The 24,424-nt window shown below is 62.3% G+C and carries 27 protein-coding genes; 23 read left to right on the plus strand and 4 right to left on the minus strand.

The genetic code is table 11. From position 1 onward, the window contains the following. Nucleotides 1-55: 55 nt before the first annotated feature. The 8 genes from FR699_RS08495 (at nucleotide 56) to FR699_RS08530 (ending at nucleotide 6,321) form a co-directional block, all read left to right on the plus strand. A complete protein-coding gene (locus FR699_RS08495) occupies nucleotides 56-1,030 on the plus strand; it encodes an aldo/keto reductase (RefSeq protein WP_154550897.1) in 975 nt (324 codons plus the stop codon). Between the two features lie 44 nt (nucleotides 1,031-1,074). Next, a complete protein-coding gene (locus tag FR699_RS08500; protein ID WP_158855154.1) occupies nucleotides 1,075-1,350 on the plus strand; it encodes a hypothetical protein in 276 nt (91 codons plus the stop codon). Nucleotides 1,351-1,440: 90 nt separating this feature from the next. Further along, nucleotides 1,441-2,157: an ABC transporter ATP-binding protein gene (locus tag FR699_RS08505; protein WP_158855155.1), complete on the plus strand. Its 717-nt coding sequence runs from the start codon at nucleotides 1,441-1,443 to the stop codon at nucleotides 2,155-2,157. Continuing rightward, nucleotides 2,154-3,401, plus strand: a complete 1,248-nt coding sequence (locus tag FR699_RS08510) for an ABC transporter permease (RefSeq protein ID WP_154550894.1) — start codon at nucleotides 2,154-2,156, stop codon at nucleotides 3,399-3,401. Before FR699_RS08505 ends, FR699_RS08510 begins: the two co-directional genes overlap by 4 nt. An 88-nt stretch (nucleotides 3,402-3,489) precedes the next feature. Continuing rightward, a complete protein-coding gene (locus FR699_RS08515) occupies nucleotides 3,490-4,050 on the plus strand; it encodes a DUF1684 domain-containing protein (RefSeq protein ID WP_158855156.1) in 561 nt (186 codons plus the stop codon). 77 nt (nucleotides 4,051-4,127) lie between these two features. Next, on the plus strand, nucleotides 4,128-4,424 hold the full coding sequence (locus FR699_RS08520) for a hypothetical protein (RefSeq protein WP_154550892.1): 297 nt from the start codon (nucleotides 4,128-4,130) through the stop codon (nucleotides 4,422-4,424). A gap of 184 nt (nucleotides 4,425-4,608) precedes the next feature. Further along, nucleotides 4,609-4,776 (plus strand): ferredoxin, encoded by a 168-nt coding sequence (locus FR699_RS08525; RefSeq protein ID WP_154550891.1) that lies wholly within the window; start codon nucleotides 4,609-4,611, stop codon nucleotides 4,774-4,776. Nucleotides 4,777-4,965: 189 nt separating this feature from the next. Then, on the plus strand, nucleotides 4,966-6,321 hold the full coding sequence (locus tag FR699_RS08530; protein WP_158855157.1) for an FAD-dependent oxidoreductase: 1,356 nt from the start codon (nucleotides 4,966-4,968) through the stop codon (nucleotides 6,319-6,321). A gap of 14 nt (nucleotides 6,322-6,335) precedes the next feature. Here the strand turns inward: FR699_RS08530 and FR699_RS08535 are convergent, their stop codons facing one another. Together FR699_RS08535 and FR699_RS08540 are read right to left on the minus strand one after the other, a co-directional pair. Further along, nucleotides 6,336-7,178 (minus strand): polyprenyl synthetase family protein, encoded by an 843-nt coding sequence (locus FR699_RS08535; protein ID WP_154550889.1) that lies wholly within the window; start codon nucleotides 7,176-7,178, stop codon nucleotides 6,336-6,338. A gap of 82 nt (nucleotides 7,179-7,260) precedes the next feature. After that, nucleotides 7,261-8,415: a hypothetical protein gene (locus tag FR699_RS08540; protein ID WP_158855158.1), complete on the minus strand. Its 1,155-nt coding sequence runs from the start codon at nucleotides 8,413-8,415 to the stop codon at nucleotides 7,261-7,263. Between the two features lie 188 nt (nucleotides 8,416-8,603). Between FR699_RS08540 and FR699_RS08545 the strand changes: the two genes are divergently transcribed. Both FR699_RS08545 and FR699_RS08550 read left to right on the plus strand, forming a co-directional pair. Next, nucleotides 8,604-9,818, plus strand: a complete 1,215-nt coding sequence (locus FR699_RS08545) for a hypothetical protein (RefSeq protein ID WP_158855159.1) — start codon at nucleotides 8,604-8,606, stop codon at nucleotides 9,816-9,818. A 65-nt stretch (nucleotides 9,819-9,883) separates the two neighbouring features. Next, entirely contained in the window at nucleotides 9,884-10,348 is a 465-nt protein-coding gene (locus FR699_RS08550; protein WP_158855160.1) for a type IV pilin, read from the plus strand. Between the two features lie 40 nt (nucleotides 10,349-10,388). Here the strand turns inward: FR699_RS08550 and FR699_RS08555 are convergent, their stop codons facing one another. Next, a complete protein-coding gene (locus FR699_RS08555) occupies nucleotides 10,389-11,009 on the minus strand; it encodes a methyltransferase domain-containing protein (protein WP_154550885.1) in 621 nt (206 codons plus the stop codon). Nucleotides 11,010-11,141: 132 nt separating this feature from the next. On the opposite strand from FR699_RS08555, the gene ahaH reads away from it, so the two are divergent. The 12 genes from ahaH (at nucleotide 11,142) to FR699_RS08615 (ending at nucleotide 21,923) form a co-directional block, all read left to right on the plus strand. Beyond that, complete coding sequence (gene ahaH / locus FR699_RS08560) at nucleotides 11,142-11,474, plus strand: ATP synthase archaeal subunit H (RefSeq protein WP_158855161.1); 333 nt, start codon at nucleotides 11,142-11,144, stop codon at nucleotides 11,472-11,474. Then, the gene (locus FR699_RS08565) at nucleotides 11,461-13,665 is read left to right on the plus strand and encodes a V-type ATP synthase subunit I (protein WP_158855162.1); all 2,205 of its coding nucleotides are present in this window, start codon (nucleotides 11,461-11,463) and stop codon (nucleotides 13,663-13,665) included. Before ahaH ends, FR699_RS08565 begins: the two co-directional genes overlap by 14 nt. A gap of 270 nt (nucleotides 13,666-13,935) precedes the next feature. Then, a complete protein-coding gene (locus tag FR699_RS08570; RefSeq protein ID WP_154550882.1) occupies nucleotides 13,936-14,142 on the plus strand; it encodes a hypothetical protein in 207 nt (68 codons plus the stop codon). Nucleotides 14,143-14,160: 18 nt separating this feature from the next. Next, nucleotides 14,161-14,784, plus strand: coding sequence for a V-type ATP synthase subunit E (locus FR699_RS08575; RefSeq protein WP_158855163.1), 624 nt, complete (start codon nucleotides 14,161-14,163; stop codon nucleotides 14,782-14,784). Continuing rightward, a complete protein-coding gene (locus tag FR699_RS08580) occupies nucleotides 14,781-15,857 on the plus strand; it encodes a V-type ATP synthase subunit C (RefSeq protein ID WP_158855164.1) in 1,077 nt (358 codons plus the stop codon). Before FR699_RS08575 ends, FR699_RS08580 begins: the two co-directional genes overlap by 4 nt. Next, on the plus strand, nucleotides 15,854-16,186 hold the full coding sequence (locus FR699_RS08585; RefSeq protein ID WP_154550879.1) for a V-type ATP synthase subunit F: 333 nt from the start codon (nucleotides 15,854-15,856) through the stop codon (nucleotides 16,184-16,186). The genes FR699_RS08580 and FR699_RS08585 overlap by 4 nt, the downstream gene beginning before the upstream one ends. After that, the gene (locus FR699_RS08590; RefSeq protein ID WP_158855165.1) at nucleotides 16,183-17,946 is read left to right on the plus strand and encodes an ATP synthase subunit A; all 1,764 of its coding nucleotides are present in this window, start codon (nucleotides 16,183-16,185) and stop codon (nucleotides 17,944-17,946) included. The genes FR699_RS08585 and FR699_RS08590 overlap by 4 nt, the downstream gene beginning before the upstream one ends. Then, nucleotides 17,943-19,361: a V-type ATP synthase subunit B gene (locus FR699_RS08595; RefSeq protein ID WP_158855166.1), complete on the plus strand. Its 1,419-nt coding sequence runs from the start codon at nucleotides 17,943-17,945 to the stop codon at nucleotides 19,359-19,361. The genes FR699_RS08590 and FR699_RS08595 overlap by 4 nt, the downstream gene beginning before the upstream one ends. A gap of 39 nt (nucleotides 19,362-19,400) precedes the next feature. Further along, nucleotides 19,401-19,610: a hypothetical protein gene (locus FR699_RS08600; RefSeq protein ID WP_158855167.1), complete on the plus strand. Its 210-nt coding sequence runs from the start codon at nucleotides 19,401-19,403 to the stop codon at nucleotides 19,608-19,610. Between the two features lie 60 nt (nucleotides 19,611-19,670). Continuing rightward, entirely contained in the window at nucleotides 19,671-20,705 is a 1,035-nt protein-coding gene (locus tag FR699_RS08605; protein ID WP_154550876.1) for a Brp/Blh family beta-carotene 15,15'-dioxygenase, read from the plus strand. 87 nt (nucleotides 20,706-20,792) lie between these two features. Continuing rightward, a complete protein-coding gene (locus tag FR699_RS08610; protein ID WP_154550875.1) occupies nucleotides 20,793-21,473 on the plus strand; it encodes a V-type ATP synthase subunit D in 681 nt (226 codons plus the stop codon). A gap of 57 nt (nucleotides 21,474-21,530) precedes the next feature. Continuing rightward, nucleotides 21,531-21,923, plus strand: a complete 393-nt coding sequence (locus FR699_RS08615) for a DUF6276 family protein (RefSeq protein WP_154550874.1) — start codon at nucleotides 21,531-21,533, stop codon at nucleotides 21,921-21,923. Nucleotides 21,924-22,127: 204 nt separating this feature from the next. On the opposite strand, the gene prf1 is transcribed toward FR699_RS08615, so the two are convergent. Continuing rightward, nucleotides 22,128-23,381 carry a peptide chain release factor aRF-1 gene (prf1, locus tag FR699_RS08620; RefSeq protein WP_154550873.1) on the minus strand — a complete coding sequence of 418 codons (1,254 nt, stop codon included), beginning with the start codon at nucleotides 23,379-23,381 and terminating at the stop codon, nucleotides 22,128-22,130. Between the two features lie 205 nt (nucleotides 23,382-23,586). Here prf1 and FR699_RS08625 point away from each other — a divergent pair, with 205 nt between their 5' ends. Beyond that, the gene (locus FR699_RS08625) at nucleotides 23,587-24,399 is read left to right on the plus strand and encodes an AAA family ATPase (RefSeq protein ID WP_158855724.1); all 813 of its coding nucleotides are present in this window, start codon (nucleotides 23,587-23,589) and stop codon (nucleotides 24,397-24,399) included. Nucleotides 24,400-24,424: the final 25 nt, after the last annotated feature.

The following is a 24,424-nucleotide window of genomic DNA, read 5'->3' on the forward strand; positions in this document are numbered from 1 at the left end:
TGATATAGTCATTCACACGTAACAGATTTGGCGCTGGGTAGCGAACAGCCACTGTATGGAGTACACGACACTCGGTTCGACCGGAATGGAAGTCAGTGAGCTGTGCCTCGGGGCCATGAGCTTTGGCGACGAGGAGCCCTGGATGCTCGACGAGCAAGCAAGTCGGGAGATCATCGAACGTGCAATCGATCTTGGCGTCAACTTCTTCGATACCGCGAACGCGTATTCCGACGGCAAAAGCGAGGCGATTCTGGGCGATATTCTCGACGAATACGACCGTGACGAGCAAGTTGTCGCGACGAAGGTTCGCTTTCCCGTCGGCGAGGAGACGCCCAACGCCGCCGGGCTCTCACGTAAGACGATCCAACAGGAACTAGCGAACAGTCTCGATCGGTTGGGCATGGACACGATCGATCTCTATCAGACTCACCGAGTCGATCCGAACACGCCACCAGAGACGACGTTGCGGGCGCTGGACGATGCCGTCCGGCAGGGAAAAGTCCGGCACGTCGGGACCTCCTCGATGTGGGCCTATCAACTGGCCGAGCGCCTGCAGGTGAGCGAGCGCGAAGATCTCGTGAGCTACGAGACGATGCAAAACCACTACCACCTGGCTTACCGCGAAGAAGAGCGGGAAATGTTGCCCCTGACCGACGAGGAAGACATGGGTGTGATCCCGTGGGGGCCGCTCGGCCAGGGCTTCCTGACGCGCCCGTTCGAAGAGCTAGAGGCGACCGACCGCGGCGACCCCGAGAACTTCCACAATCCGACCGACCAGTACACCCGTGGCGGAGGCAGAGAGATCAACGAGCGTGTTCAGGAACTGGCCGACGAATACGGCGTGACGATGGCCCAGATCGCCCTGGCCTGGCAGTATCAAAACGAGTACGTTACGGCTCCGATCGTCGGGACGACCAGCGTCGAACACTTAGAGGACGCCGTCGAGGCCATGGAGATCGATCTCACCGAGTCGGACGTCGAGTATCTAGAAGAACCGTACGAGCCCCAACCGATCATCGGTCACGAGTGAGAGCAACTCGGAGGGTTCAAGAGGGCACCGACGAACGCTCAGACGTGGATCGACAGCGCCTGCACGCCCGGCTTGTCGAGCGGTTCGAGGCCGACCAAGACGTTGCTCGGATCGTGGCCCGAGAAGCAACCGACCTGGCGGACCGAGGGGTGTACGAGGCTGATTTCGACGAGTCACTGGGTGTCGAGATCGTCATCACGAATCTGGCCGACGCGCCCGACGGATCGACACTCGCCGAGCGCTGGAACTGGTGGCTCGGGGCATTGGAACTGTCTCACGGAGCCTATCAGCGCTTTCGGGTTCGTCCCGACGTGGTCTGAACTCGCAAACGCCGCGTGTTTCTCAGCGGCCGATACTGTCAGGACCAAAAGCGTAATTGAGGCCCTGTGAGACAATCACGACGAGAACCGATGGGTCCCACAGCAGTCCAGGTAGCCGACCTGGAAAAACGATACGACGACGTACAGGCCCTCCAGGGCGTCTCCTTCAGCGTCGAGCCCGGCGAGATATTCGGACTGGTCGGCCCCAACGGCGCTGGCAAGACCACGACGCTACGGACACTCTCGACACTGTTGAACGTTGACAGCGGAACCGTGTCCGTGTTCGGCACTGACGTCCAGAGCGATCCCAACGCGGTACGTAAGCGTATCCGGTACCTGCCCGAAGACGCCGGGTCCTACGACAACCTCACCGGCCGGCAGTATCTGGAGTTCGTCGCGGACTTCTACAGCGACAGGCCCGAGGAACTCGTCGAGCGTGGCATCGAAATCGCCGACCTGGACGAACGCATCGAGAGCAAGACCAGCGAGTATTCGAAGGGAATGACCCGGAAGCTCCTGCTTGCGAGTACGATCATGACCGAACCGGACCTGGCGATCTTAGACGAGCCGACGTCGGGGTTAGACGTCGAAAACGCCAGGACGATCCGGAAAACGGTCAAGGAATTTCCCGGCCAGGATCGCAGCGTCCTGCTGTCGAGTCACAACATGCTCGAAGTCGAATACTTGTGTGACCGGATCGGGCTACTCAACGACGGCCAGATCGTCGCCGACGGTGCCCCACAGGACGTGATCGAAACGTACGACGCCGAAAATCTCGAAGAGGCCTTTCTGGAGGCGGTGGCATGAATCACTTCTGGCGACTACTCTGGAAGGAGACTCGCGAACTCCTCCGGCCACGGTACCTCCTCCCGATCCTACTGATTCCCGTGATATTCGTCGGGCTGGGTCAAGGAATCGGAGGCATCGACGATACCACAGCTGGTCAACCCGAGATCGGCATCCTCAACGAAGACGACGGCCAGTACGGCGAACTCGTCAACGCGACCATCGGTCAGAACGCCTCGGTCGTCTACTACGCCGAATCGGGCGACCCAGCCGCTGCTGTCGAGATGGTCGACGAACGGGGTGGTGAAGCATTGATCGTCATCCCCGACGGGTTCACCGAACGCATCCACCAGCGGAAGGCTGGCACCGTCGGCGTTCACTCGGTCGTCAGGTCGCTCAGCCTCTCGGGCATCTCGTCGTCGGCACAGGTCGATCAGCGCCTCCAAGCGACCGGTCGCGTCCTGACACTGAACGTCACCGGAACGACACCAGCGATGCTCGATCCGATCCGGCCGGCGTACACGACGTATCTGGAAGGCACGACGCTCGAAAATACCTCGCCCGGGACACTCTCGGGGTCGTTCGCCACGCAGTTCATCTTCATCCCCGTTGTCATCATGTTCGTGATCATCTTCTCCGGCCAGATGGTAATCAACTCGATGGGGGCCGAAAAAGAGAACAAAACGCTCGAAACCCTGTTGACGATGCCCGTCAAACGATCGACGATTGTCGCGGCGAAACTCGTCGGCAGCGCCTCGATCGGACTGCTCGGGGCGGCCCTCTATACAGTCTCGATTTACTACTATCAGTCGTCGTTCACCGACGGCACAGCGAGTGCAGCCCTCTCGCTGGGGATTGTCGACTACGCGATCGTCGGGATCTCGCTGTTCCTCTCGCTGGTCGGCGTCCTCGCGCTAGCACTCGTGTTGGGCATTTTCGCCGGCGACCGCCAGGGTGCACAGATGCTGCTGTTTCCCATCTCCATTCTGGCGATCGTGCCCATGTTCGCGACGATGTTCACCGACGTCGCCAAATTGTCGCTGCCGCTCCGGGCGATCCTGCTCGCGATTCCGTTCACCCACCCGGCGATCGCCCCCAAACGACTGCTGTTGAACGACACCACGATGGTTATCGGCGGGATCGTCTACGAAGCGATCTTCGCGATCGGGATGATCTGGCTCGCGATCCGGGTCTTCAACTCCGATCGGCTCGTGACGGGTAGTTCCGGCCGCGTCGGTCAGTGGTTGAGTCGCCTCCAACAGTAAGCGAGGGCGGCAGGATGCCGCGGGCATCCTATGGTGTTGAGTGAGACGCGCAATACCGTTAACTGTCCGGGGGCCGTATCGACGCGTGATGAGCACCGAAGATTACAGCCAGCGAATTCGCGAACAGCGTGGGGAAAAGGAGACGTATTTCGCCGATCATCCGCGATCCCCGATCCCGAATCACGCCGCGTTCCCCGGACTCGAGTACTACGAGGTAGACCGGGCCTATCGCTTCGAAGTCCCGCTGGAAGAACACGACGAGAAAGCGGAGCTCACGGTCGAAACGACCGCAGACGGCAAGCAACGGTACGTCCGGTACGGCACATTCACTGTCGAGATCGACGACGAATCCGTCACGTTACAGGCCTACCGGCCCGCATCGGGCGAGGATCGCTTCTGGGTGCCGTTCCGCGACGCGACGAACGACGGCGAAACGTACGGCGCTGGCCGGTATCTCGACCTCGAACCCGAAAGCCAGCAGACGGACGACGGCGAATGGATCCTTGACTTCAACCAGGCGTATAACCCAACCTGTGCGTACAATGGGGCCTACGAGTGTCCACTCGTTCCCACGGCAAACTGGCTCGATATCCGTATCGAGGCTGGCGAGAAAGACTATCCAGGCGAAACGGTCGGTCACGACGACTGAGCAGCCAGCCGTGACAGGCAGCTCGCGGGCGATCGGGACCGACAGTTCCTTTGAGCCAGGTCCCGCGACGATACACCATGGACATCGACCGTTCGGAACTTGCGATATACGTCTACAACGTCGCACTCGTCATGTCCGGTGGGTTCCTCGTCGCGGAACTCGGGATCGAGGATCCGCTGGCGATGGGTGGAATGGCCGCCGTGGTCGGCCTCGTCTGGAGTGTCTACTACCATTTCAGTATGATGCCGCGGCTCGAAGCGATGCGACAGGGCGTGTTCATTCCCGAAGACGAGGAGTTCCTCGACGAGGACGACGGTGACGGGCCGGACGAAGACGAAGATCACGAAGGAGCACAGGCACCGTGGGAGGCCTAGTGGCCGGCAGCGTGTCACCACCTCGTGTGGCAACCACGAGTGCCAGCTGTGATCGGGTCGATATCGCGTCTCCAGCCACAAGGAGACAGGATTCTGCCGGGATGTTCACTGCTGTTTCCAGCACGTGGGAACGCGCGCCTGAACTAAACAGGCCGAGCAACAAGTCACAGTTGGAAGTGATACGATGGTAGAAGTTGATCAAAACCTCTGTACGGGCTGTGAGATCTGCGCGAGCGTCGCGCCGGAAACGTTCGAGATGGACGGCGGGCTAGCCAAAGCCGTCAGCGACGAAGTGACGCCGGAGGCCGAACAGGCCGAACAGCAGTGTCCGGTCGACGCGATCTCGCTGTAACGGCACTCGGTATTTTGCCGTCCAGAAATCACATCGAGCGGCAGGACTGGCCGACGACCAACCAATCGGCTCGGTAGGCACGCTTGGACTAGCGAGACTACCTCGGGATGGTGCGCCCATCCCGTTTGCCGTCCACGAGAGTTGTCCACTCGTGACAATACTTTAGCGCTGCCAGGTCGAACGGCCGATATGGGCGAGACACTCGTGGTGATCGGCGGCGACGCGGCCGGGATGAGCGCGGCGAGCAAGGCAAAGCGGGACGACCCTGGGCGGGAGGTTGTGGTCCTCGAACGTGGCGAGTGGGTTTCTTACGGTGCCTGTGGCCTCCCGTACTACGTCAAAGACGAGATCGAGCGGCTCGAAGATCTCGTGGCGATCCCGGCCGACCGATTCAGAGACGAACGAGACGTCGACCTGCGGACCGGTACAGAAGCGACAGCGATCGACCCCGACGAGCGGGAAGTGACGGTGACGACCGGAGATGAAACGTACCAGCAGTCCTACGACGACCTTCTGGTATCGACAGGTGCGAAAGCGATCGAGCCGCCCATCGAGGGACTCGATCGTGATGACGTCTTCACGTTACACACGATGGAGTCCGGTCGTGCGCTCAAAGCCTACGCCGACGAGGCGACCGGCCAGGAGACCGTCGCCATCGTCGGCGGTGGCTACGTCGGTATCGAGATGGCCGAAGCCTTCCGCGGCCGCGGTCTCGACGTCGAAATGTTCGAGATGCGCGAGCACGTACTTTCACCGTTCGGCAGCACGGTCGGCAAAACCGTCGCCGAAACACTCGAGCGCAACGGAATCGATGTCCACACCGGCACACAGGTCAACCGAATCGACGGCAGGAACGGAGTCGAGGCTATCGTCACCGACAAGGGCGAACAGGCGATCGACGCGGCGCTCGTCGCAGCCGGTGTTGCACCGAGGGTGACGGTCGCTGAGACAGCAGGTATCGAGCTGGGTGCAACGGGCGCGATCGCGACCGACGACTATGGGCGAACGAGCGCGGAAGACGTCTATGCCGCGGGCGATTGCGCCGAGATGACGCACGCGGTTACCGGCCAGCCAGCCCACGTTCCGCTGGCACTGACGGCAAACCGGGCCGGCCGCGCGGTCGGGGCGACGGTCGCCGGTGAGCCGACACCAGTCGGAGAGATCGCTGGCACAGCCACGCTCAAAGCCTTCGACCTGGAAGTCGCCCGGACCGGCTTGCTCGATGGCGAACGGCTACGCGCTGCCGGCTTCGACCCGGTGTCGACCTCGATTACCGCACCGTCCCGTGCCCACTACTACCCAGGGGGAGCCGATATCGAGATAACACTCGTCGGCGATGCCGACTCTGGTCGGGTCCTGGGTGCGAGTATGGTCGGCGAGGAGGGCGTCGCCAAGCGGATCGATACGGTCGCCACAGCGATCCAGAACGAAATGACGGTCACCGAACTCGAATACTTAGATCTCTCCTACGCGCCGCCGTTCGGGCCGACGTGGGACCCCATCCTCACGGCAGCGAAAGTGCTTGGAAGCGACCTGGGCAAGTGAACACGGCCGGCGACTCAGCGTTCCCGGGCGACGACGAACGTCGCCAGGTCTTGTAAGTACTGTAGTGCCTGCTGGTTTTCGGCCGCGAGCGCATCGAGTTGATCGAGGGCTGCCTGTGATTCCTCGCGAGCGCGTTCGTCGGCTTCGGCAGGTGACAGGTCGGTCACCTGCACGATCGAGGGCCGTTCCATCGCGGCGTCGTGACCGGTGGGCTTGCCCAACTGGTCTGCATCGGCCGTCGCATCGAGGACATCATCACGCATCTGAAAGGCGACGCCGACGCGTTCAGCGTACTGGCCGAAAGCTTCGACCGTATGAGCATCCGCGTCGGCAGCGATCGCGCCCAGTTCGGCCGCGGCCCGGAACAACGCTCCCGTCTTGCGCTGGGCGAGTTGGCGATAGCCCGCCTCCGAGTCAGGCCTGGCGACGAGTTCAGTCGCTTCGCCTTCGCCGAGATCGACCATCGCTTCCGAGACCGCTCGCATCGCGCGTTCGTCGGTCGAAAACAGTGCAAAGGCCTCACCGAGTAAGCCGTCGCTGGCGACGATCGCTGGCCCGTGACCGAACGCCGACCACGCGCTGGGGGCGTCGCGTCGCAGCTCGGAGTCGTCGATGATGTCGTCGACGACCAGCGAGGCGTTGTGGACGAGCTCGACGCCGACAGCATAATCGACCGCCTCTTCCGGTTTGCCACCCGCGGCCTCACAGACCAACAGGGTCACCGTCGGTCGGACTCGTTTGCCGCCTGAAAGCACGACGTGTTCGAGTTCCGTCGAAAGCGTCTCGGGATCGACCCGTGACAGCACTGCTTCGAGTCGGTCCTCGATGAGACCCCGTCGTCGCTCCAAATACTCCATTGGGGGCTGTAACGGGCTGGTTGACCAAGTACGTGACGAAGGCGTCTATCTTCCGGCACCGAGACGCACGACCCCAGGTCAGTTACTCTTCGTTTTCAAACTCCGGCAGTGAGATGAGGTTTTCGCGGCCGATCCGGAGTTTCTCGACGCGATCATCGTCGGCCATCGAGGAGAGCAACTGAGAAACCTTTGCGTTCGACCAGTCGGTCTCTGAGACGATAGCCGCTTGTTTCATCCGGCCGCCGTTGTGCTCGAGTAACGCCTCGACGTACTCTTCGTCGCTCAACAACTCACGGTCCGGAAGCGAGCCGGCGTCGGTGCCGTCGTCAGTGTCGTCAGCTGGTTGCTCGTCGGGGCCGTCGGCCGGCGCATCTGTGGGTTCCTGGGCGGGTGCTTCGAGCGCCTGCTCGTCGTTGGTGGCCGACGACGAGTCAGCAGCCGTGTCGGATCCATCGGACGCCGGGAACTCGCCACGACGGAACACGTAGATTGAGCCGCCCCCCACGATCAACAGGAAGAGGACAATGGGCACTGGACCGATGCTCCCATCGCTGTCTACCGATCCAGCTGTCGTTTCGGTCACGGTCGGTGTGTTCGTCGTCGCATCGAAACGATACGTGATCGACAGGTACGACGGCTCGAATGCAGTCGGCCCGGCCCAGCGGATCGTCTTGTTGGTAAAGCCCTTGGGAGCGCTGGTAATCTCGAAGCTATCTGGCGCCTCGATCAGGAGTTGCTGGTTGGCAGCCAATCCGTCGAGCCACGTCCCGGTCGGCGATTCGAAAACATCGTCGACATAGAGGTACGTCCCTTCGGCGCGTCCGAAGTTCCGCCAGGTGAACGACAGCGCAAGCTGTCCGGTCCCGTTGTCGACGCTCGCCGTACGAGTAACGTTATCGAGAGCCATCTCTCGATCGGTCGCCTGGCTTGCCAGCGCCCCAAATTGCCGGAACGTCTCGATCGAGAGGACGTCACTGTCACCGGCTTCGAACGCTTTGCCCGTCTGTCTGAACGACTCGATTGCCATCGGGTCCTCCAGAGAGACAGACATTGTCACGTTCCAACGCGCATCGCCGTCGGCCTGGAGGGCGATCGTCATCGTCGTATTACCGTCAACAGCACCATCAGCGACAGCATAGCCATTAGTGCTAGATACAGGCGCACCCGCGGCGATCCCGACCTGAAGGACGATGACGACACCCAGCGCCAGGGCCGCCACGCGGAACAGCGGGGCCATGTACTGCCCACCTATCCTGCCTGGTGGAAAAACCCTTTCCATCTGTGAAACGTTAGCGGGCGGGATAAATCGTCTCGCGGCGTTAAACTGCGTCCCAAAGGCGGCCTTGGAATGCCAAAGCGGCGACTGAACGGACGGTGACGTCAGTGTAGCTGGGTTTTTGTATCCCGCCGCATAATCGAACGCTGATGCGACGACGCTCGGTCCTCGCGACGTGCGGCCTGGTTGCCCTCCTGCTGGTCGGCACTGTCGCTGCCGTCCCATCCCCCGCGAGCACCGGGACGGCCGATTTCCAGACAGTCAGCGCCGAAAACGAGACGATCAACCGGCTGCAGCTCCAAAACGGCGCGACTGGCAGCCAACACACTGTCGATGCCGATCTCTCCAGCACGCTGGCGAGCGATCGTGAGCAGCTCCAGAGTCGTGTAGCTAGCGGAACGTTCCAGCGACAGTTTGCAACCGCCGAGAGTCGATCTGCTCAGATCGACACAGTTCGGAGAGCCGTCGAGCAGTTGCGAACCCGGGGCCAAGGGTTACGAACTGCACGCATCGACGCGGTTCGGGCCTACAACCGGGGCGAGATGACTGCAACCAAACTGTTCGGTACCCTCACCCGGATCGAAGCGGCGGCCCACACCGTCAGAATGCGCGCAGATACCATCGATCGCGTCACGCAACGACACGATGTCTCGTTACCCCCGGCACTGGCCGTCAGTCTCGCCCGTATTGATGCCGAGATCGTCTCGTTGACCGGGCCGCTGATGGAAACCGTCGCCGGCGCGACACGGGGTAACCGGGATCCGGCCCGCGTCGTGACCAGCACGGCTGATGGTGGTATCGTCCTGGCAGGGATCGACGGCAGCACGTACGTCCGGGAAGCGACACGGTGGACAGCGCGTGCCGACAGTGGGACGAACGAGTTCGCGACGAACGGTTCGTCACCGTTGGTCAGCGCCCATCAACGCGCCCAAGCGGTCTATCCGTGGGCGTTCGACAACCTGGTGTCGAACCCGAGTATCAGCGGATTCGGTGACTCGGCGATCTATCCGGTCAGACTCAGCCACGCCCACGGTACTCTGGATGCCTACTTCGATGGACGAACGACGGCTGTCTTCCACGAAGTCCATCGCCTCCAGTTATCCCGGTTGCCGACGACCACCGTCGCCGCAAACGAAACCGAGACACTGGCGATCGAGATCAACCGAACGACGGCTGAGGGGCCCGCAAAGATCGTAGTCAGTACTCCCGAGAGAACCGAACCAGTGGCGGCGACCCTCTCGGTGGAGGACACAACCGTCGGGACGACTGGGGCTGACGGACAATTGTGGCTCGCTCGACTCGACGGCCAGACAGTCACGGCGTCGACGGCACGGGGCAACAGCATCTCGGTCACGATGGGGTGACTGACCGGCGACTTACAGCCACTCGAAGCTACCGTTGAAGTACCAGAGTGGGGCCACCCCTGCTAATGGCCCAGCGCGCCATATCGCCGGTTGTCGGGACAGTTCTCTTGGTGGCGATAACGATCGTGCTGGCGGGGACGGTCGGCGCAGTCGTCTTTACGCCAGACGTCGAGCCTTCGATACCGGCGACTCGGTTCAGCGCCACGGCGGACGCGAGTGCTGACAGTATCACGCTCACACACGAGGGCGGACAAGCGCTAGATCCGGACACCTTGGACGTCCGAATCACAGTCGACGGTCGATCGCTCGATCACCAGCCGCCGATCCCGTTCTTTGCCGCTACGGGATTCGAGAGCGGGCCGACCGGGCCGTTCAACAGCGCAACGCGCGGGAACTGGACCGCAGGCGAAACCGGGGTCCTCGAACTCGCGACTTCGAACGCACCGCTGGTAAGTGATGGTGCAAGCGTCGAGATAACGGTTCGTCGAGACGGGCATGTCCTCACAGAGCTCGAAGTCATCGCCGAGTGACTGGCGGTGGGGCACAGTCGGCTCAGACCGCAGGGACCGGTCACTCGGGAACGCGGGCGACGGTCGTGATCGCGATTTCGGGGTTGTACGAGGGTCCCATCGTCACGTGGTCGACCGACTGGAAGCCGGCTGCCTCGAACATTCGGTCTGCCTCTTGGGCGTCGTAAAACAGCATGATCGCGTCGGCGAGCTTCTGGAAGATCGTCGAGCCAGGGTAGTTCGGGCCAACGATGAGTACCTGCCCGCCCGGGCGGGCGACGCGACGACACTCTTCGAGCGCATCGACGGGATTGGGCCAGTATTCGATCGAACCCGACGACCAAACGACGTCGAAGGTATCCTCGGCGAAGGGCAGGCGCTCGGCGTCACCGAGAGAGAACTGGACTGGGCCGCGAGTCCCGAACTTCTCGAAGGCTTCCGCGAGCTGGTGTGGACTCTGATCGAGTCCGTAGACGTTCTCAGTGTGTTCGAGGAGGCCCTCTGTAGCGAAGCCAGTCCCACAACCGACATCGAGGACACGATCGTCGGCCTCGATCTCGAGGAGATCCAGCGCCTCGGTACGCATCGCCTCGTTCCAGATGAACGGATTGATTCGGTCGTACACCGTCGAGAGGTACTTGTAGAACAGCCGCGCGCGGTCCTTGTCTTCGAGCAGCCCCATTAGGGCTCGCTTGGGGCCACATCGGGTTAATTCCCCGGATCGAACCGAGCAACCCTTGCCGCCAATTTCCAGTGATCGGGACAGACACTTCGCAACACCCATATGGGCGCTCTGGCAAACGACGACTGATAGATGCCCAGGCCCGAGGTTCTCGACCGTATCAAGGAGGCCGAGCGGGAGGCAGAGGAGATCGTCGCTGACGCCGAAGACGAACGCGACCAGCGCCTCGAAGAAGCACGGAACGAAGGCGAGCAGATCCGCGAGCGGGCCCACGAGGAGGCCGAACAGATGGCCGACGAGCGCCTCGAAGCGGCCCGTGAAGAGATCGATGCCGAGCGCGAAGCACGGCTCGAAGAGGGGCAGAAGGCTCGCGAGCGGCTAGAAGCCCAGGCCGATGAACGCGTCGACGAGGTGGTAGAACACGTCATCGAATCCTTCGAGGAGGCGGTACATGCTCAGACCTGAGCGGATGAGCCGGGTCTCGGTGACCGGCTCCAAGGCCGTCATGGCCGACGTAATCGAGACTGTCCACGAACTCGACTTGCTCCACATCACCGAGTACGACGGCTCGTTCGACGGGTTCGAACCGGGAAACCCGACAGAAGGGGCCGACCAAGCGTCGGATAAGCTGGTCACCGTCCGTGCCCTGCAGTCGACGCTCGGAATCGAACCCGAGGATGCCGGGCCAACCCGGCTCGTCACCGACGAGGCCCTAGAAGAGGAACTCGAAGAGATCCGCCAGGAGGTCAACGAACTCGACGACAGACGCGAGGAACTCGAGCACGATCTGCGAGAGGTCGAAGACGGGATCGATCGTATGGAGTTTTTCGTCCGGCTCGGGATCGACCTCGACCTCCTGAAGGGATACGAATCACTGTCCGTTGCGGTCGGCGAGGGAGACCCGGACGGACTACGAAAAGCGCTTGCAGATGCCGACGCGATCGAGGCCTTCGAGGTGTTCGCCGAAGGGTCGACACTGGCGGCCTTCGCCTACCCAGCCGACGAGCAGGCGCTGGATGATGCCCTCGTCGGGGCCGAATTCACGGCTGTCGAACTCCCAGACGGAGAGGGCGATCCCGAAACCTACCTCGAAGAGATCCACCACCGCCGCCAGCAGTTGGAGTCCCAGCTATCGACCGTCGAGAACGAACTCGAAGAACTGAAACTCGACGTCGCAGGGTTCCTACTGGCAGCCGAAGAGAAGCTCACGATCGAGGTCCAAAAACGCGAGGCACCGCTGACCTTCGCGACGACCGACAACGCCTTCGTCGCGGAGGGATGGATCCCGACCGACGAAGTTGCGGACTTCGAGGCCGCGCTCCGGGACACCGTCGGCGAGCACGTCGACATCGACGAGCTCGAACGGGCCGACTACGACGGCGACGGTCATCCGACCGAGAGTGAACCAGTCCCAGAGGCAACACCCGACGCGGACGACGATGAAGCCGCCGAGGTAGCCGCCGACGGTGGCGAATCGACCGCAGCCACCGACGGGGGGACGAGCGGGATCCTGCCGATGAGTACCGGTATGCCACCGGTCGTCCAAGAGAACCCCGGCTCGGTCCGCCCGTTCGAATCGCTGGTCGAAGTCATCAACCGGCCGAAGTACACGGAGCTCGACCCCACGGTCGCGCTGTTCCTGACGTTCCCGCTGTTCTTCGGGTTCATGATCGGCGATCTCGGGTACGGGATCCTGTACTTCCTGCTCGGATATGTGATCTACTCTCGTATGGAAAGCGACGTGCTTCGGAGTCTCGGAGGCGTCGGCATGTGGGCCGGCGGTTTCACCGCGCTCTTTGGCGTCCTCTATGGCGAATTCTTCGGACTCCACCAGCTCGGTGAGATCGTCTGGAACGGCCACCCGCCGATCCACAAAGGGCTCCAGCCACACTACATCGTCTTCGCCCAGGCGTGGCTGTTGGCTAGCATCGTCGCCGGCATCGTGCACCTGATCGGCGGCCGGGTGCTTGACTTTATCAACAACGTACATCACGGCGTCGGCGAGGCGTTCATCGAGAGTGGTTCGTGGATCATGCTCACCGCCGGGATCTGGCTGTGGGTATTCAGTACCGAAGCCCGTGGCCCCAAGCCGGACTTTATGTTCACGGTCTTCTCCAGCGGTGAGGCGGCGGCGCTGCCGCTTGGCTTTACCGGCTTCTCGCCGACGGTCGGGACAGCCGGACTGGTGATGACGGGAGTCGGCCTCGCCCTGGCGATCTACGCCGAAGGTGGGATCGCCCTGGTCGAGAGCATCACACAAGCGTTCGGTCACGTGGTGTCCTATACCCGGCTCGCGGCGGTGTTGCTGGCGAAGGCTGGCATGGCACTGGTCGTCAATCTGCTGGTCTTCGGCGCGACGCTGCATGGAGGAGAGTTCCACTTCATCTTCTTCATGGAGAGTGCGCCAAATCCCGAGTACGTGGTTTTCTCGGGACTGGTCAACGGGAGCGGACCCGTGATGCTCGTCCTTGGCTGGCTCGCCGGCATCATCGTCCTGGTACTCGGGCACCTCGTGGTTCTCCTGCTTGGCGTGTCCTCAGCCGGTCTCCAGGGCGTTCGCCTGGAGTACGTCGAGTTCTTCGGGAAGTTCTACGAGGGCGGCGGGACGGCCTACCGGCCGTTCGGACACGAACGCGAGTACACGGCTGGAGATTGAGCCGCCGGGGAAAGTAGTACGTTGCCGGGAGCGTTCGTTTGCGCTTGACCCCCATCAGCCGGCCGAATTCGACCAGACGGGTGCCTCTCGCCCCGACCGCTTTGAGAAGCTTTATGATGGTTGTGATCCGAAATCAGGATGCTCGAAACCAATGTTCCTGAACCGAACAGGAGCTAGTCGCAAACCTATGACTATGACACTACTTTCGACCGACGATAACGGCGTATCGCGTACCGAACGAGCTGGCCAGTTCTCGGAGGGGTACTGAACATGCCCCTTCTCGAACCGCTTGCGGCCGCGGCACTGGGCGTCGGTCTTGCCTCCCTGGCTGCTGGGTATGCCGAGCGAGGCATCGGATCGGCCGCCGTCGGCGCGCTCGCCGAGGACGACAGCCTGTTCGGACAGGTACTCATCCTGACCGTCCTCCCGGAGACGCTCGTCATTCTAGCACTGGTCGTCGTCTTCTTGACGCTGTAACCGAGGGTCTCGAGATTCATGAGCCTCGAAACGGTCGTCGAAGACATCCGAGAGGAAGCCCGCGCGCGTGCCGAGGAGATCACGTCCGACGCTGACCAGCGGGCCGAGGAGATCATCAGCGAGGCCGAATCCGACGCCGAACAGATCGTCGCCGAGCGAGAACGCGAGATCGAACGCCAGATCGACCAGGAGCGTGAGCGGCGACTCTCGAGTGCGACCCTCGAAGCCAAACAGGAGCGACTCGCCGCCCGACGCGAGGTTCTCGGGACGGTTCGAGAACGCGTCGAATCGGCGCTTGCGTCCCTGGAGGGCGATCGGCGCGAGGAGCTGACCCGGACACTGCTCGAAAGCGGGCTCGAAGAGTTCGAGGACGGCGAGATCGAGGTCTACGGCAGATCGGAGGACGCCGCGATGCTCGAGTCGATCCTCGAGAGTTACGACGCAACGCTTGCGGGCGAGCAGGACTGCCTGGGCGGCGTCGTCATCGAGAGCAGTGCCTCCCGCGTCCGCGTCAAAAACACGTTCGATTCGGTCCTCAATGACGTCTGGGAATCGGAGATCCGCTCGATCAGCGATCGGCTCTTCGGAGACATCGACGACGATCTCGAGGACGTCACGAGCAACGCCGATTCGGACCAATGAGCGGGCGAAGGTCCTTTTCAGCCGACGGACAGACCAACTACGAATACGTCGTCGCCCGGGTTCGTTCCCGGCGAGCCGCGCTGTTCGACGAGAACGACTACCGGAAACTGGTACGGATGGGGACCGGTGAGATCGCCCGGTTCATGGAAGAATCCGAGTACGAGCGCGAGATGAACGCCCTGGGGGCGCGTTACTCCGGGGTCGACCTCATCGAATACGCGCTCACCGAGAACATGGCCAGGCACTTCGAAGACCTGCTCCGGTGGGCCGACGGCGAAGTGTATAACTACGTCGCACGGTACCTCCGGCGGTTCGACGCCTGGAACGTCAAGACGGTGCTCCGTGGAATCTACTCGGGGGCCGACGCCGACGCGATCGATTCGGACCTCATCCGGGCCGGGGAACTCGACGCTGAGACGCTCGACCGGCTCGAAAACGCGGACACGATCGAGGCGGCGATCGAGGGCCTCGAGGGGACGATCTTTCAGGAGCCGTTGGTGTCGGCCTTCGATGACTTCGAAGCCCAAGAGTTGCTCGTCCCCTTAGAGAACGCGGTCGATCGGTCGTTCTACGAGCAACTGATCGAAGGGTTGCCAGACGAGAATCGAGCCGACCGCGCGACCCAGCTGTACCTCGAATTCCTCCAGGCGGAGATCGACTTCCGGAACCTTCGAAACGCGCTGCGGCTGGCCCGGAGCGGGGCGGACATGGACCCAGCCGAATACTACATCGACGGCGGGCAGCTCTTTGACGCCGGCGAAGTCCGGACACTCGTCGGAGACGTCGAGCGCCTGGTCGAACACGTCCGGGAGAGTACGTACGGTGAGGACCTCTCGACCGCACTGGACGATCTCGAATCCGCGGTGGATCTAATCGGGTTCGAACACGCCCTGGACGCTGCACTGTTAGAGTACGCCGATACGCTGTCCTATCGGTATCCGGTGTCGATCACCGCGGTGCTATCGTACATCCTCGCGAAGGAACGGGAGATCGACAACATTCGCGCGATCGCCCGCGGCCGTGAAAGCGGCCTCGAACCGGACGAGATCGAACGAGATCTGGTGATGCTATGAGCAAGGAGATCGCCGTCATCGGGAGTGCCGATTTCACGACCGGCTTCCGGTTGGCCGGCGTCCGCAAGTTCGCGAACGTGCCAGCCGAGCCGGACCGCGAGGAGATGGACGCGGCCGTCACGGAACTACTTGAGGACGAGGAAGTCGGGATCATCGTCATGCACGAGCCGGACCTCGAACACCTGTCGCGTGAAGTACGCGACCGCGTCGAGACGAGCGTCGATCCCGTCTTGGTGACGCTGGGCGGCGGCGCCGGCAGTGGCGGGTTGCGCGACCAGATCAAACGCGCCATCGGTATCGACCTGATGGACGAAGAGGAGCAAACATGAGTCAAGCTACACAATCCGACGTCCGTGAAGACGGCGTCATCGAGAGCGTGAGCGGTCCCGTCGTCACGGCGACGGGCCTTTCCGCCCGGATGAACGACGTGGTCTACGTCGGTTCAGAAGGGCTGATGGGCGAGATCATCGAGATCGAGGGCGACCTGACGACGATTCAGGTCTACGAGGAGACCTCCGACGTCGCCCCCGGCGAACCCGTCGAGAGTACGGGTGCGCCGCTGTCGGTCGACCTCGGGCCGGGGATTCTGGACAACATCTATGACGGTGTCCAGCGCCCCCTCGAAGGGCTCGAAGAGAAGATGGACTCGGCGTTTCTCGACCGTGGGGTCGACGCCCCCGGCATCGACATCGAGAAGACCTGGGAGTTTACCCCCACCGTCGAGGAAGGCGACGAGGTCACCGCCGGTGACATCGTCGGGACCGTTCCCGAAACGGAGAGTATCGAGCACAAAGTGATGGTGCCGCCCGATTACGACGGCGGCGAGGTCATCGACGCCAAGAAGGGGAACTTCACCGTCGACGAGACGGTCGTCGAACTCGACAACGGCGAGGAGATCACCATGCACCAGGAGTGGCCGGTCCGCCAGGCTCGGCCGGCCGGTGACAAGGAGACCCCGACCGACCCGCTGGTGACCGGTCAGCGCATCCTCGATGGCCTGTTTCCCGTCGCGAAAGGTGGGACAGCCGCGATTCCGGGCCCGTTCGGGTCCGGGAAGACGGTCACCCAGCATCAACTCGCCAAGTGGGCCGACGCAGACATCGTCGTCTACGTCGGCTGTGGCGAGCGTGGCAACGAGATGACCGAGGTCATCGAGGACTTCCCCGAGCTGGAAGACCCCAAAACGGGAAAACCCCTCATGTCACGGACGAGTCTCATCGCCAACACGTCGAACATGCCCGTCGCGGCGCGTGAATCGTCGGTCTACACCGGCATCACGATCGCCGAGTACTATCGGGACATGGGCTACGACGTGGCGCTGATGGCCGATTCGACCTCGCGGTGGGCCGAGGCCCTGCGGGAGATTTCTTCGCGACTGGAAGAGATGCCCGGCGAAGAGGGGTATCCGGCGTATCTCGGGGCTCGCCTCAGCGAGTTCTACGAGCGGGCCGGCTACTACCAGAACGCAAACGGCACCGAGGGGTCAGTTACGGTCGTCGGCGCAGTGTCGCCGCCCGGCGGTGACTTCTCGGAACCGGTGACCCAGAACACCCTGCGGATCGTCAAGACCTTCTGGGCGCTTGACGCCGACCTCGCCGAACGGCGACACTTCCCGGCGATCAACTGGGACGAGTCCTACTCGTTGTACCGCGACCAGCTCGACCCGTGGTTCACCGACGAGGTGGCTGACGACTGGCCGGCGATTCGCCAGTGGGTAATCGACACCCTAGACGAGGAAAGCGAGTTACAGGAGATCGTCCAGCTGGTCGGCCAAGATGCGCTGCCGGCCGACCAGCAGTTGACCCTGGAGGTCGCCCGGTACATCCGAGAGGCCTACCTCCAGCAAAACGCGCTGCACGACGTCGACACCTACTGTGAGCCGGCAAAGACCTATCGGATGATGCAGGCCATCAAGACGTTCAACGACGAGGCCTTCGATGCGTTGGACGCGGGTGTCCCGGTCGACGAGATCACGGACCTCGACGCGACGCCGAGGCTCAACCGGATCGGGACGACCGAAGAGTACGAGGCCTTCATCGAGGAGATCGAAGCCGACATTGCAGAGGAGCTACGGGGGATGTACCAATGAAAGAGTATCAGACGATTACCGAAGTCTCGGGGCCACTGGTGTTCGTCGAGACGGACGAACCAGTCGGCTACGACGAAATCGTCGAGATCGAAACCGGCGACGGCGAGATCCGCCGGGGCCAGGTGCTGGAATCGACCAGCGACCACGTCGCCATTCAGGTCTTCGAGAGTACCCAGGGGATCGATCGGGAGTGTTCGGTCCGGTTCCTCGGCGAGACGATGAAAATGCCCGTCACCGAGGATCTCCTCGGTCGGGTACTGGACGGGACCGGTCAGCCGATCGACGACGGCCCAGACATCGTCCCGGATGAGCGCCAGGACATCGTCGGCAAGGCGATCAATCCCGTCTCCCGAGAGTATCCGCGGGAGTTCATCCAGACCGGCATTTCCGCTATCGACGGTATGAACACCCTCGTTCGGGGCCAGAAGCTCCCGCTGTTCTCCGGCTCGGGGTTGCCCCACAACGAACTCGCCCTCCAGATCGCCCGTCAGGCAGAGGTACCAGAAGAGGAAGAAGAAGAAGACGAGGAAAGCGAGTTCGCGGTCGTCTTCGCGGCGATGGGGATCACCGCCGAGGAGGCAAACGAGTTCATGGACGACTTCGAGCGTACGGGCGCACTCGAACGGTCGGTCGTGTTCATGAATCTCGCGGACGACCCCGCGGTCGAGCGGACGATCACGCCGCGGCTGGCGCTGACGACCGCCGAATACCTGGCCTTCGAGAAGGGGTATCACGTCCTGACGATCATGACGAACATGACCAACTACTGTGAGGCCCTGCGGGAGATCGGGGCCGCACGCGAGGAAGTCCCGGGTCGCCGGGGCTACCCCGGGTACATGTACACCGACCTGGCGGGCCTGTACGAACGGGCCGGTCGGATCGAGGGCGTCGAGGGGTCGATCACGCAGATCCCGATCTTGACGATGCCCAGCGACGACGACACCCACCCGATCCCGGACCTCACCGGATACATTACCGAGGGCCAGATCTACGTCAACCGCGACCTCAACAGCCAGGGCGTCCGGCCGCCGATCAACGTCCTGCCATCGCTGTCCCGACTGATGGACGAGGGGATCGGAGAGGGGCTGACCCGCGAGGACCACGGCGACGTCTCCGACCAGTTGTTCGCTGCCTACGCCGAGGGTGAGGATCTGCGTGACCTGGTGAACATCGTCGGTCGCGAGGCCCTCTCGGAACGTGACAACAAGTATCTGGACTTCGCCGATCGCTTCGAGAGCGAGTTCGTCGATCAGGGCTACGACACCGACCGGACGATCGACGAGACACTCGATATCGCCTGGGATCTGCTGTCGATGCTGCCCAAAGAAGAGCTCAACCGCATCGACGAGGACTTCATCGCGGCCAACTACGTCGAGGAAGCGACCGAGACGTCGCCGGAAGCGACGGCCGACTGATCCCCAGCGGTAAGTACCCGCTGTGTGAACGTTTCGGTCATGGTCGAAGCCGACCCAGTTATGCGCGGGGCGCGAAACGGATTTCTCGTTACGGTCGTGGTTTTGGTCGCGATCGGTGGCTATCAGTTCGCCACGGAAGGGACCGTGACAGTGCCGATCGTCGTGACCTGGATCGTTGCCGTGCTCACCTATTACGGCTCACAGTATTACTATCGCTACAGCGAGGACTCGAGAGCCACCGAGCGCTGACCTGCCAGTCGCTCCCCCACCGCCGAAACCTTCCTGCCAGACGACCACCAATCGTGGGCTGTGTCTTCCGTTACCCGGATTTCGGCCGCGACTCGAACCGACGATCCACGTCGGCTGGCCAGCCTGCTCCAGTGGACCGGGTGGCTCCCGCTTGCCGGACTCGCAGTCGCCTATCCGCTGGCAGCGCCCGTGTCTGACCCGGTTCGATATCTGCCATTGCTGGCCAGCGCCGTGGTGTTCGGGATGCCACACGGCGCACTGGATTACGTAGCGCTACCCCGGGCGCTCGATGGGGGGGTCACCCGGCGAGGACTCGGAATCGTTGGTGTCCTCTATGCCGTTCTGGGGGTGGGCTATCTAGCGCTGTGGTGGCTGGTTCCGATCGTGGCTGCGACCGTGTTTATACTATTGACATGGTTTCACTGGGGGCAAGGCGAGCTGTACGTCCTCCGAGACGTCTTCGGAGCGTCCTACGTCGATCGAACCCAGCAAGTGCTGACGACGGGTGTCCGGGGCGGCCTGCCCATGTTAGTGCCGCTGATAGCCTTCCCGGACCGGTATAGCGCCGTCCTAGAGACGTTCGTCGCGCCGTTTGGTGGGGCAGTCGGGACGTGGCCGCTGTTCGAGCCGAACGCCAGGGTCGCGCTGGCAGCGGCTTTTGGCATGCTAACTATCGCCACGCTAGTGCGCGGTCGTCGTCGTTCGGGTAGCTCTCGGGCCTGGCGGCTCGATGCCACCGAGGTGGTGGTGCTGTGGGTCGTGTTCTTGCTTGTCGAGCCGATCCTGGCGATCGGGGTGTACTTCTGTCTGTGGCATTCGGTGCGACATCTCGCTCGGGTCGGGTGGCTCGATGGGCGCGTCCGAACGGCCGTCGAGGATGGCCAGTGGTGGCGGGCGATCGGCCGGGTCGGGCTAGAAGCCGCACCGCTTTCGATCGCCGCGCTCGCACTCATCGGTGGGCTCTTTACTCTGGTCCCGACCGGTAGCTCGATCGGCGGAGCTGTGGGGCTGTATCTCGTCGGGATTGCCGTCTTGACACTCCCACACACGGTTGTCGTCACGTGGATCGACCGTAAGCAAGGCTTCTGGCTCTGAAGCGTTCCCACTGTCAGAAACAGGGGGCTTGGCCGTTCGCGCGCGGACTGAAAAGGATTAACTGGATGGGTTGGGTAAGCCCGAGTAATGGCACAGGACGTCAAACCGACCCGGAAAAACCTCATGCAGATCGAGGACCGGATCGAACTCTCAGAACGGGGCCACGATACCCTAGAGAAGAAGCGAGATGGCCTCATCATGGAGTTTATGGATATCCTCGATCAGGCCCAGGACGTCCGGGCGGATCTAGAGGACACCTACGAAGACGCTCAAGAGCGCATCGACATGGCACGGGCGATGGACGGCGACGTCGCCGTCCGCGGGGCCGCTGCCGCGCTCAAGGAGCATCCCGAAATCTCCACCCAGTCGAAAAACATCATGGGCGTGGTCGTCCCGCAGATCGAGTCGACGAAAGTACGCAAGAGCCTAGACGAGCGGGGCTACGGCGTCCTCGGAACGAGCGCCCGGATCGACGAAGTCGCCGAATCCTACGAGAAACTCCTCGAACAGATCATCCTAGCCGCGGAAGTCGAGACCGCGATGAAAGAGCTGCTCGAAGAGATCGAGACGACCAAGCGTCGGGTCAACGCCCTGGAGTTTACGCTCTTGCCCCAGCTCAACGAGAACAAAGAGTACATCGAGCAGAAACTCGAAGAACAAGAGCGCGAGGAGATCTTCCGGATGAAAAAGATCAAGGCCAACAAGGAAGCCGCCGAGAAAGAAGAGCGAGAAGCAGCCCGCGAAGCCGAGCAAGCGGCGACCCAGTGAGCCGGCGACACGTCAATTGCGACGTAGTTTTTTGTCGTTCAGGCACCCAGGACTGGTATGGACTGTCCGGACTGTGATGCCGCGTTACTTGCCTTTCGAGTCCCGCCGGAGCAACGGGAGTACGTACCGGGCGAACAACCGGGTGCGGCGATCTGCTCGCAGTGTCTCCGACTCCGCCCTGTCGAGGACCCGCCAGCCGAGCCGCCCGATTTCCGGGCGATCGACGATTCCTTCCCCGGGGAAACCGAAGCGGCGATTCCGATGGCACTGGTGGTCGGCCTGTTGTCCTCGCTGGCCGTCTATCGTCAGGAGATCTCGGCACTACTCGAGGTCGTCGAACGCGCCGGCGTCGATCCGCTACTCGTCGTCGACCGCCTCGCTATCGCAGAGGGCATCGAGACATCGATCGATCTCGAAGGACGACGCCGTCAACTCGAGCAGTTGCTCTGAGGGGCACCCAACTGATTGGGCACCGTAGCTTTTCAGGAGGGATGAGAACAAATGGCGTGCAGTGGCCCAGCCACTGTAACTACACCGAGCGCCCGGACGAAATCCGGTGTCGACCCCCCATTCCCACTGGCGCTTCGATGGCGCGTCGCCGGGGTGTCCCGGCGACGATCGCTACGTTCACGCTCCGATAGGGGCCGCTGGCGGTTAGATGCCGGTCGAGTAACGGAGAATGCCCGCGATGCCGCCAAAGGCCGTCAATAGCTGTTCGCCCTTCTCGAAGTCAGTCGAGACAAAGACCGTCTCGGTGCCGCGCTGTTCAGCCAGTTCGATGAGGTGTTCGATGGCGTCTTGGCGTGCTTCGACATCCATCGACTCACCGCAGGTCGAACAGGTCCGTTCTGGCGGTTGTTCGTCCGGGTCGACGAGTTCGTACTCGTCGTGGTCGTTCGGACAGGCATACGAGAGAGCTTCCTTCCGGAGGTCTTCGCTGATGAGGAGTTGCTCGACCGAGCCCATATTGAGGTTCTGTCTGGTTTGCTCGAAGCCGTAGGTCGCTAAGTCACCGTCGTGCAGTTCCTTGAAGAACTGCTCCATGACCTGCTTGTCCTGGAGGATCTCGTGTTCGGCGAGCACGTCCTCGGCAGCATCTACCAGGTCATAGAGGCCAGACTCGTCAGTGTAGGAGACGTCGAATTTCCCCAGAACCATATCCTGAAGTTCGTGATGGAGATAATCGCCATCGAGGAACTCGTCTTTGGTCGGTGAGGGACCGCCGACGAGAATGCCGTCCAGATCGTGGCGCTCGGGGACGAACAGCTCGTTTGCCATCTCGGCGACCTCCTGATAGAAGTTGTCGATAGCCTCCAAACGCAGGCGGGCGAACCGCTGGGCGGACTGGCCCCCTTTGCGCTGTTTGCCCGGGACCAGCGAGGAGGCCGACTTGACTGGGTCGACACGTTTGCCCCGCAGCCAGCCGACGTTGGCTTCGCGGCGGTCGAGAACGACCAACCCGAACAGGCCTTTGTCGGTCAGCATCTCCGCGAGGGGTTCGGTCAGAAACTCCGAGTCGCAATGATACCGAAACGACTGGATCGGCTGGGGCGGATTTTCGAGAACGCGGGTGATCATGTCCGTCCGGCCGCCACCGGTGTCGACAGCACCCGAAAACAGCACCATTCCGTTTTCGGGTGGATACGTCTCGTAGTATCGCAGTCGGTCCTTGATGCTCTTGAGGGCGTCTTGGACGTTCGTTCGGGTGTCTTTGGACTTGATATTGCTGGCCTCACTGTGTTCCTGGGTAACGTGGGCCACTACTTCGCTCACCTGCGTATCGTCCGGGACGTAGATCGTCACGAGCTGGGTACCGGATCCCCGGTAGTCTTCCAGTTCCTCGATGACCTTCCGGAACTCGTATTTCTGCCGGTCGGTCTGGTCGCCTTCCTGTTCCTGGCTACTCATTACCCGTTCTAGCCGGATGCGGGGTAAGTATCCTTTGCCCTCCAGGTTTCGCCCAGGCCGGGGCCGATCGATGCGGTCACGACCGAGGGTGGCCAGGTCAAACACCGAGGGGGTTCCCGGAGACGACAGTGCAAACGCCCTCACGCAGAAGTCTGACGGACAAACGGCTTTATATGCATGCCACGTGAGTGTTCTGACAGTAGCGATGACGGGACACGTCTTTACGATCGCTGGCGGCAAGGGCGGGGTGGGGAAGACCACGACAGCCGTCAACGTCGGGGTCGCACTCCAAGAGGCAGGCCACGACGTCGCGGTCGTCGACGCGGACCTGGGGATGGCGAACCTGGCAGCCATGCTCGACGTGGAGTACGACCATAGTCTCCACGAAGTCCTCGCCGAGGACGCGACAGTCAGCGATACCCTGACGGAAGCACCGGGCGATATCACGGTCGTACCGGGCGAACAGAGTCTGGAGGCGTTCGCCGACGCCGACCCCGCAAAGCTCAACAAGGTGATACGGACGTTGATCAACGCCTACGACGCGGTGTTGATCGACACCGGGGCGGGCCTGAGCCACGAGGCGACGGTGCCACTCGGCCTGGCAGACAGTGTCGTGTTAGTGACGACCCCGGACAGCGTCGCGATCGGGGACGCAAACAAGACAGGCGACCTCGCAGCTCGGGTCGACGGTGAGGTGATCGGCTCGATCCTGACGCGGGCGACCGATCCAAAAGACATCGACGCTGTCGCCGCCGAGATCCAGCACGACCTGCTTGCGGTCATCCCGGACGATCCGGAAGCGACGAGACGGGAACCGCACGTGCTCAACGCGCCGGACAGTCCCGCCGCCACGGCCTACCGGCGACTGGCAGCCTCACTCGAAGGTGTCCTGAGAGGCGAAGCGGCCAAAGCGGTCGTAGCCGAAGAGACGGACTGGTTCCCCACAGAAGACGACGGAGACGAGGACACAGACGAAGGGGACGAATCAGGTGGCGTTTTCGGGCTTTTCAGCCGCTGAGCACGCAATTTTCGTGCCACCCGTT

Origin of the sequence: Halorhabdus sp. CUG00001 (assembly GCF_009797925.1) — an archaeon.
In the GTDB taxonomy this organism is placed as follows: domain Archaea; phylum Halobacteriota; class Halobacteria; order Halobacteriales; family Haloarculaceae; genus Halorhabdus.

Coding starts and splice junctions, on each gene's coding strand:
- FR699_RS08510 (WP_154550894.1), top strand. CDS start 2,154: ATGAATCACTTCTGGCGACTACTCTGGAAGGAGACTCGCGAACTCCTC.
- prf1 (WP_154550873.1), bottom strand. CDS start 23,381: ATGAGTAGCCAGGAACAGGAAGGCGACCAGACCGACCGGCAGAAATAC.
- FR699_RS08585 (WP_154550879.1), top strand. CDS start 15,854: ATGAGCAAGGAGATCGCCGTCATCGGGAGTGCCGATTTCACGACCGGC.
- FR699_RS08590 (WP_158855165.1), top strand. CDS start 16,183: ATGAGTCAAGCTACACAATCCGACGTCCGTGAAGACGGCGTCATCGAG.
- FR699_RS08535 (WP_154550889.1), bottom strand. CDS start 7,178: ATGGAGTATTTGGAGCGACGACGGGGTCTCATCGAGGACCGACTCGAA.
- FR699_RS08555 (WP_154550885.1), bottom strand. CDS start 11,009: ATGGGGCTGCTCGAAGACAAGGACCGCGCGCGGCTGTTCTACAAGTAC.
- FR699_RS08495 (WP_154550897.1), top strand. CDS start 56: ATGGAGTACACGACACTCGGTTCGACCGGAATGGAAGTCAGTGAGCTG.
- ahaH (WP_158855161.1), top strand. CDS start 11,142: ATGCCCAGGCCCGAGGTTCTCGACCGTATCAAGGAGGCCGAGCGGGAG.
- FR699_RS08575 (WP_158855163.1), top strand. CDS start 14,161: ATGAGCCTCGAAACGGTCGTCGAAGACATCCGAGAGGAAGCCCGCGCG.
- FR699_RS08505 (WP_158855155.1), top strand. CDS start 1,441: ATGGGTCCCACAGCAGTCCAGGTAGCCGACCTGGAAAAACGATACGAC.
- FR699_RS08625 (WP_158855724.1), top strand. CDS start 23,587: ATGACGGGACACGTCTTTACGATCGCTGGCGGCAAGGGCGGGGTGGGG.
- FR699_RS08550 (WP_158855160.1), top strand. CDS start 9,884: ATGGCCCAGCGCGCCATATCGCCGGTTGTCGGGACAGTTCTCTTGGTG.
- FR699_RS08565 (WP_158855162.1), top strand. CDS start 11,461: ATGCTCAGACCTGAGCGGATGAGCCGGGTCTCGGTGACCGGCTCCAAG.
- FR699_RS08545 (WP_158855159.1), top strand. CDS start 8,604: ATGCGACGACGCTCGGTCCTCGCGACGTGCGGCCTGGTTGCCCTCCTG.
- FR699_RS08525 (WP_154550891.1), top strand. CDS start 4,609: ATGGTAGAAGTTGATCAAAACCTCTGTACGGGCTGTGAGATCTGCGCG.
- FR699_RS08580 (WP_158855164.1), top strand. CDS start 14,781: ATGAGCGGGCGAAGGTCCTTTTCAGCCGACGGACAGACCAACTACGAA.
- FR699_RS08530 (WP_158855157.1), top strand. CDS start 4,966: ATGGGCGAGACACTCGTGGTGATCGGCGGCGACGCGGCCGGGATGAGC.
- FR699_RS08570 (WP_154550882.1), top strand. CDS start 13,936: ATGCCCCTTCTCGAACCGCTTGCGGCCGCGGCACTGGGCGTCGGTCTT.
- FR699_RS08520 (WP_154550892.1), top strand. CDS start 4,128: ATGGACATCGACCGTTCGGAACTTGCGATATACGTCTACAACGTCGCA.
- FR699_RS08600 (WP_158855167.1), top strand. CDS start 19,401: ATGGTCGAAGCCGACCCAGTTATGCGCGGGGCGCGAAACGGATTTCTC.
- FR699_RS08610 (WP_154550875.1), top strand. CDS start 20,793: ATGGCACAGGACGTCAAACCGACCCGGAAAAACCTCATGCAGATCGAG.
- FR699_RS08515 (WP_158855156.1), top strand. CDS start 3,490: ATGAGCACCGAAGATTACAGCCAGCGAATTCGCGAACAGCGTGGGGAA.
- FR699_RS08615 (WP_154550874.1), top strand. CDS start 21,531: ATGGACTGTCCGGACTGTGATGCCGCGTTACTTGCCTTTCGAGTCCCG.
- FR699_RS08540 (WP_158855158.1), bottom strand. CDS start 8,415: ATGGCCCCGCTGTTCCGCGTGGCGGCCCTGGCGCTGGGTGTCGTCATC.
- FR699_RS08595 (WP_158855166.1), top strand. CDS start 17,943: ATGAAAGAGTATCAGACGATTACCGAAGTCTCGGGGCCACTGGTGTTC.